The 6,926-nt window shown below is 59.2% G+C and carries 3 protein-coding genes; 1 reads left to right on the top strand and 2 read right to left on the bottom strand.

What is annotated here, in order from left to right; all coding sequences use genetic code 11:
* Positions 1–191: 191 nt before the first annotated feature.
* The gene (locus HG262_RS21830) at positions 192–1,859 is read left to right on the top strand and encodes an ABC-F family ATP-binding cassette domain-containing protein (RefSeq protein WP_169273015.1); all 1,668 of its coding nucleotides are present in this window, start codon (positions 192–194) and stop codon (positions 1,857–1,859) included.
* Between the two features lie 307 nt (positions 1,860–2,166).
* Here HG262_RS21830 and HG262_RS21835 read toward each other — a convergent pair whose 3' ends face one another.
* Together HG262_RS21835 and HG262_RS21840 are read right to left on the bottom strand one after the other, a co-directional pair.
* Positions 2,167–2,628 carry an immunity 42 family protein gene (locus HG262_RS21835; protein ID WP_169273016.1) on the bottom strand — a complete coding sequence of 154 codons (462 nt, stop codon included), beginning with the start codon at positions 2,626–2,628 and terminating at the stop codon, positions 2,167–2,169.
* A complete protein-coding gene (locus HG262_RS21840) occupies positions 2,625–6,794 on the bottom strand; it encodes a hemagglutinin repeat-containing protein (RefSeq protein ID WP_348984414.1) in 4,170 nt (1,389 codons plus the stop codon). The genes HG262_RS21835 and HG262_RS21840 overlap by 4 nt, the downstream gene beginning before the upstream one ends.
* Positions 6,795–6,926 lie beyond the last annotated feature (132 nt).

Here is a 6,926-nt window from a genome sequence, read left to right on the forward strand (position 1 = left end):
CCCGAATCGTGGCCTGCCTGCGTCGGATCGCAAGCCGGGCCATAATGGGAACTTTCCTGAGCCACGCGGCTCGAACGTTTCATTCGTCCCCACCGCGGAGCCCCGACCGGCCATGATTCTTTAAGCCCTCCTCCTGATCCTCCTTGCCGCAACACGCGGAAAAGGCGTCTCACCGACCCGGAGAGCTTTCCATGGCCCAGTCATCGTTCGCGCCGTCTCAGGCGCATTCTCAGCCGCCCGCGGCTACCTCTTTCATCAACCTGCACCACGTCAGCTACGCGCTGCCCGATGGCCGCGTCCTGCTGGACGCCGTCAGCCATGACTTTGGCGTGGCGCGCCACGGGTTGATCGGCCGCAACGGCGCAGGCAAGTCCATGCTGCTGCGCATATTGCAAGGCAGCCTCTCCCCGCAGTCTGGCCGTGTCGCGCGCCACGGGCGTACTGCCTACGTGGCGCAGACCCATACCCATGAACCCGGCGCCACGTTGGCCGAGGTGGCTGGCATAGGCGACATTCTGCTCGCCTTGTCCAACATCGAAGCCGGAAGCACCAACCAGACGGACTTCGATTTGGCCGACGGTCATTGGCGGATTCAGGACGACTGGGCCCGAATGCTTGACGACGCGGGCTTGCCGGCTTGGGCGCCAGACCATCCCGCCCGCGCCGCAAGCGGCGGCGAACTGACCCGCGTCGCGCTTGCAGGCGCCCTGCTGCAAGCCGCCGACGGTCTGCTGTTGGACGAACCCAGCAACCATTTGGATGCGCGGGCACGCGGCTGGCTCATGGAAAAAATCAGCGCGTGGCGCGGCGGCCTGATTGTCGTCAGCCACGACCGCACCTTGTTGAACGCCATGCAACACATCGTCGAATTGGACCGCGGCACACTAGGCGGTCACGCCGGCAATTACAGCGCCTATCGCACCCAACGCGACTTGCAAGCCGCCGCCGCAGACGCGGCGCTGGCGCATGCCCGCAACGAACGCGCAGCCGGCCTGCGCGCGCTAAGGCAGCAACACGACGCCCAACAGCAACGCAGCGCGCGTAACGCCCGCCAAGCACGCGCCTCCAACCAGGCGCCCATCCTGCTGGGCATGAAGAAGGCGAACGCCGAAGGCCACGCTGGCCGCGAACGCCTGCGCCGTCTGCAGACGGCGGCGACGCTTGATGAAGCCGTAAAACACGCCGCCGCGCGCGTGCTGGCGACACCAGGCGTGGCATTGGCGCTGCCAGAAACCGTCGTCCCCGGCGGGCGGCGGGTCCTGCACCTGGAAAGCGCCGTGCCTCCTCACCCTACAAAGGCGCAGGCATTGACGCTTAGCCTGAGTGGCCCATTTCGCTTGGCGGTCCACGGACCGAATGGGTGCGGCAAAAGCACCCTGTTGTCGATGCTGGCTGGCGAACTTCACGCTATCCAGGGCACGTGTGACGTACGTGTACCCACTGCAATGCTGGATCAACGCGCTGCGGATTTACCGTTGGATCAGTCTCTGTTGGCGACACTGCAAGCGCTGGGCGCGTCCCTGCCTGAAGGCGAACTACGCAGCCGCCTGGCCTTGCTGGGGCTGGGCCCTGCCTTAATCGATGCGCCTGCGGAAACATTGAGCGGTGGCGAACGCGTCAAAGCCACCCTGGCTTGCGCATTGTGGCGCAAGCACCCCGCGCAATTGCTGCTGCTGGATGAACCCACAAACCATCTGGATATCACTTCGGCGGAGGCGCTGGAGGATGCGCTAAGCGCGTATCCCGGTGCGATGGTCGTGGTGTCGCACGATACGATGTTCTTAGAAGCGATTGCACCAACACACCGCTTGCTTTGGAATGACGACGCCGGGTGGGAATTGCAGGCGTGCGCAATGTAGTTGCAGCGGTCCGAGGCTTGCTCAAACGCGTCAGGAATTCCCCCCACGGGACGCGGCGTCCTGTCTATTTTGAAGTTCTTGCACATTTCGAATTTCTTGACGGCGACGGGTTTGGAGCTTACCTCCCCATGATCAGCTCCCGAAAATAAGGTGTCAGGCTGCATTTTCCGGAGATGGCCAAAATGAAAATGCAGTCTGACACTTTAGTTTTCCATTTTAGAGAATCAATCAGAGTTAATTTTATTGTGAGCAGAATTTCCTTCTGTTAGCGCCCCTCTCTGCGTTAGCAAGGGCACCTACGCCTTTTTCACTTAAAATTATAACAACGGAGTTTTTCAATCACATCCAATACAGTGCCCACCTTCAAATATAGCTCCTTTACACTCTCATCACCCACTTTCCAAACAAGCCTATCCCCAACACTGGTCTTCAGAAAATAGAGAAAGCACGCCCTATCACTCATTGCAGTGGCTGTCAGGTCAAATAAGCCGTCTAACAATTCAGGACCATCACCCCAAAAATACTCGTTCGCAACTTTGTAAAGCTCTGAGCAATCGATCTGCGTATCATTAACACGCAGCTCATCGATAGGGGTATTAGAGTAGAAAGAAATTATTGTTCTCAACTCAAAGACATCTACTGCACTAAAAATCCTTTCCCCATCGACATATAAGGAAAAAACCCCATTCTTCCAAGAGTCATGAGGTAAATTCCAATTATCAACAACATCAAACTGGAGCGAGAAATAGAATGGATCACCTACTATCATTTTATTTTTACCCCTAACTGTTTTTGCACATCGCTTGGTATCTGGCTGCCAACCAGAGGGTTTCTTGTATCGCCACTGCTTCCATTCCAATGAAACTCCCCATTAGTACCCTCGAAACGATGCACATCACCTTTACGATCAACTGCAAACCTAACTTCTTTGTTTGGATATTGTTTTGAACTAGCAATCGATTGTTCAAAAATCCCCAAGGAGTTCTGAGGCTCAATCCCAGCGTTTGGTCTATTTCCAGGCTGACCGAGAGTATGCTTAGGATTAGACTTAAATACTAACCCATTCGAGGCAACTGTCGCATCTTGGGTAGGCAACGAAGAGCCTTTGGGACCCTTAGTTGTTCCCATCACCGCACTCGCAGCCGCTACAAGCCCTATCGCCGTCTCGGAACTTATCCCATATCTCTTCTGAAGATCAGCGGCGATTTCAGTATGCAGAACCATACTGACCGCGTCAGCGTTGTGCAGGAAGTATATGGCAACATCATTCCGAAGGCCGGCAGGAAGGTCCATGCCGCTTAACTTATCTAGTTCCTCCCGATACTCTGTTACTTGCTCGACAAAATCACCATAGCGTTCCCGACAGGCGTTCGCGTCAGCCGCGCACACCGCGATCATGGTTTCTTGGGTTTCGATGCTTAGCTTTCGGAAGTTCTCCTGTACTTCATCGCAATTGCCAAACGCTTCGCAAGTGGAGGCCTCTGCTCCGAATCGCTTCAGGTCGGACAAAGTCAGGGCGTTATTTGTCAACTCCGTGATCGCCGCAAGAGTGCTAGTAGTGGTATCCATCGAAGTTGCGTCGGATATGCCGGCCACAATACTGGCGATCAAATTGCCTCGCGCTTCACGTTCTTCCGCGGACAACTCATCTCCCGCAGCCATGCCTATCAGCTTAGCGATCACGGAACTCGCTGCAGCCCCCAATGCACCGGAGGAACAATTGCCGCTGCTAGCCGCAGCCCCTGCACATCCCACGATCCCGTGCAGAAGCGCACGCGCCGCCTCCGAATCTGGTCTCCCCCCCATGGAATCAGCGAGTTTCTTAACTTGCGATGCGCCTAGACCCTGGAGATAATTCACTGCGGCTGCTTGCACGAAGGCACCAGTGCCACCTGTCACATTGCCGGCCGCACCTGCTGATATCGCGCCGACAACACGGCGGTAAGACCCAGACGGCCCCCACTCACTATCCAGCTTCTCCGCAGTTGCGGCGGCTTGATCGCGCTCAGTTTGGGACAGTGTTTTGTCCTTTGCCCGCGTCTTTAGAGCGTCGATTTCCTTCGCCCGATTCGTCAAAAACTGTCCCATCTGCCGACTGGCTTCTGACGCAATCTCAAACCCCGCCTCGATCTTCTCCTTGTCAAAGATCGGTTTCAGCGCATTCAACGTGTCCGATGTGTCCCGGTTCAACGACGCGATCGTCTCCGCTGCTGTCTTGCCGGTCAGGGCAAGTTGGCCAGCGTCATCACGAATGACTACGCTGCCGCCGCTGACCGCGCTGTATGTCGTCGAGTTGGCATTCCCAGACGCCGCAACGACCACGGGCATACCGGCGGACATTCCATTGCTGCTTGTCGGCAAACTCGTACCAGGCACTTTGTCCGCACCGCCTGCCGCCTGGCCTTTCGAATTCGTACCGACGTCGCTCTTCTTCTTCTCCCCTCCCCCACTGCCGCCCCAGCTGTATCCGCCGCTCAACGCCACCTGATCGGCCTTGTAGCGCGCGGTGTTCTGCAAGTCATTGACGGTGAGTGTGTCGGTGGACAGCTGATTCAGACCGTCTGCCACAGCTTGTTCACTGCTCGATACGACGCCCCCCATCAACGTGGTGTTCTGGCCAACGTTCACCAGAAAGCCGCCGTCGCCCGCCTTCAGCCCCGCTTGCTGTGTGGCGGACTGGAAATTGCTGTCCATCCTGCCTTGCGAGACATTGCCCGAGACGGAGCTTTTGCAGTAGCCGTATAGGCAAATGTTGGCCTGGATGCCGGCGCTCTTCTGCTTGGCATCGTAGGTGCTGATGTCTTGCAGCGTCTCGATTCGAAGATTTTTTCCGACCGAGGCGATGATCTGATCAGCGCTTGCTATCGCGCCGATCAGCGAAGTGTCGCTACCCGATTGCAGCGCCAGCACGTTGCCTGCAACCACATCGGTATAAGTCCAATTGATGTCTTTGCCATCCGCGCGCCCTCTACCGCCACCAGCGCTGACGTTCAGCATCACGCCAATACCGTCTTCGCTATTTGCTGAGACGCCAATGCCGACGCTACCGCTATAGCTCTTGTTCTTCGTATGCTGCTCAAAGGTGTTTTGGGCGGCCTCCAGCAGGATGTCGCCATCCGCTTTGATGATGGCATTGTTTCCCGCCGACAGGCGCGAACCGGTGACGGTGACATCGGACGCAGCACCAGCGCCCGCAGCGACGATGGTCAGGTCTTTACCTGCCGCCACGGTGGATCCCAAAACGGAAGACGACGCGCGATCCGTCGTGCTTTGGCTCTTGCTGACACCAAAGTTGATACTGACGCTTACGCCGCCAGCGCTCTTAGGATCGGCCGCGACAGCATCATAGGCATTGACCGCAGCTAGGCCGGTGGTCGCCAAAGCCAGGCCTTGCATTACCTTGTTATCGGTCCTCCCGGCGGCATCCCCCATTCTTCCCGCGGTCTGCATCGCGTCGACCAAGGGCGCGTTGGCATTAACACTCAACCCCGTCTGCTTGATCTCGTGGAATTCCTTCTGTTGCGTGGTGTCCAGCGCCGCGCCGATGTTGACTTCCTTGCCGATCAGCGTGATGTCGCCTTGCCGCGCAATGACGTTGCTGCCCATGACATTGAGGGCGCCGCCGGCGTTGATCAGCACATCGCCTTCGACGCTGCCGACGGTGCTGGCGTTGTGGAAGACCTTCTTGCTATCCAGCGAATCCGTCTGTTGGCTGGTGCCGTAGCTGAAGCCGCCCATCGCTCCAAAGCCCGACTTCTTGACCATTTTGTAGTCGTAGCCGTCCTCGGCGTTCTGGCCGGGCAGGATGTTGACGTCGCGGTCTGCCGACATCACCAAGTCCTTCTGCGCGCCAACGTTCGAGCCCGCCACGGTCAGGTCGCGTCCGGCCATCAGCACGGCCGTGTCGCCGGTGAAGGTCGTCGCCAATGACTGTTCCCAGTCGAGGGCCGTCTTGGTGTGAGTGGTCTTGGACGAGAGGAAACCCGTGGTCTTGTAGCGGACCTCGTCGTAAGCCGATCCGGTTTCTGCCCCGGCGATCAGATTGATGTCGCGCCCTGCTCCCGCGGCGAGCTGCTTGCCAGCGGTGACTTCGGCCGCACGCGCATTGACGTCCTGGCTCGCGATCATCGTGAGGTTGCCGCCCGCGGCGAGGGTCGAGCCGATCTCCGTGCTGGTGCTCAAGTCGTGGCGGTTCCGGGCGTTCAGGACCAGGGATTCACCGTGGCTTTCGGTAAGCGTCTCCAAGGCGATGTCGCGGCCTGCCTGCAGGCGCGCATCGTCCTTGACGGAGACCTGCGCGGCGGTCAGGGTGATGTCGCGCCCCGCCTGCATGCTGAGGTTGCCGGCATCCACGCGGGCGACGCCGCTGATGTGCGAGCCCCAGGTGTTGCCGAAATCCTCTGAGGCCGCGGTGGACGTGAGGGCGATGTCTCGCCCTGCCTTCAAGGCAACGTTGTCGCCCTTGATCAGCGAGACCAGGTTCGTCAGGTCTTCGCGCGCGGCAAGGTCGACGGTGGATCCCTGGATCAGGCCGCCGGCCTGGTTGACGATGTTGCCCGCCGTCATGACGGTAGCGTCGCGTGCGCCGATAGTGCCGCTGTTGACGATGTCGCCTTCGGCCGCCAGTTTGACGTCCCGGCCGGCCATAAGGGTACCATCGCCCTTGAGGTCGCCGTCGCGGACCAGCAGGTAGACCTGGGGCACGAGCACGGTGTCGGTGGTGCCGTCGGGCAACGTGACGGTCTGCGCCACCAGCCAGACCAGGTCGGTAGCCAGGTGGCGCTGCTGCTCCTCGGTCAGAGCAACACCAAGCTGGATGCCGTTGTCGCGGGCGAATTGCGCGCCGGCGGCGAGCAGAGCCTTGTACTGGCTGTCGTTGTTGCCGTAGCTTTCGAGGAAGCGCTGGCCGGTGGTGGCCAGGATCTGGTCAGACACCAGCTTTTGCTCGTAGAAGCCGTCGCCCAGGCGCTTGGGCTGGCCCGAAGGCGTCAGGAACTTGGCGCCCGGGGGGACCAGGGAGTCCCAGTTGCCCAGGCGCGCACCCGACAGGTTATTGCCGTCGGCGAC

It is taken from the genome of Achromobacter sp. Bel, from assembly GCF_012928505.1.
GTDB lineage: Bacteria > Pseudomonadota > Gammaproteobacteria > Burkholderiales > Burkholderiaceae_B > Achromobacter.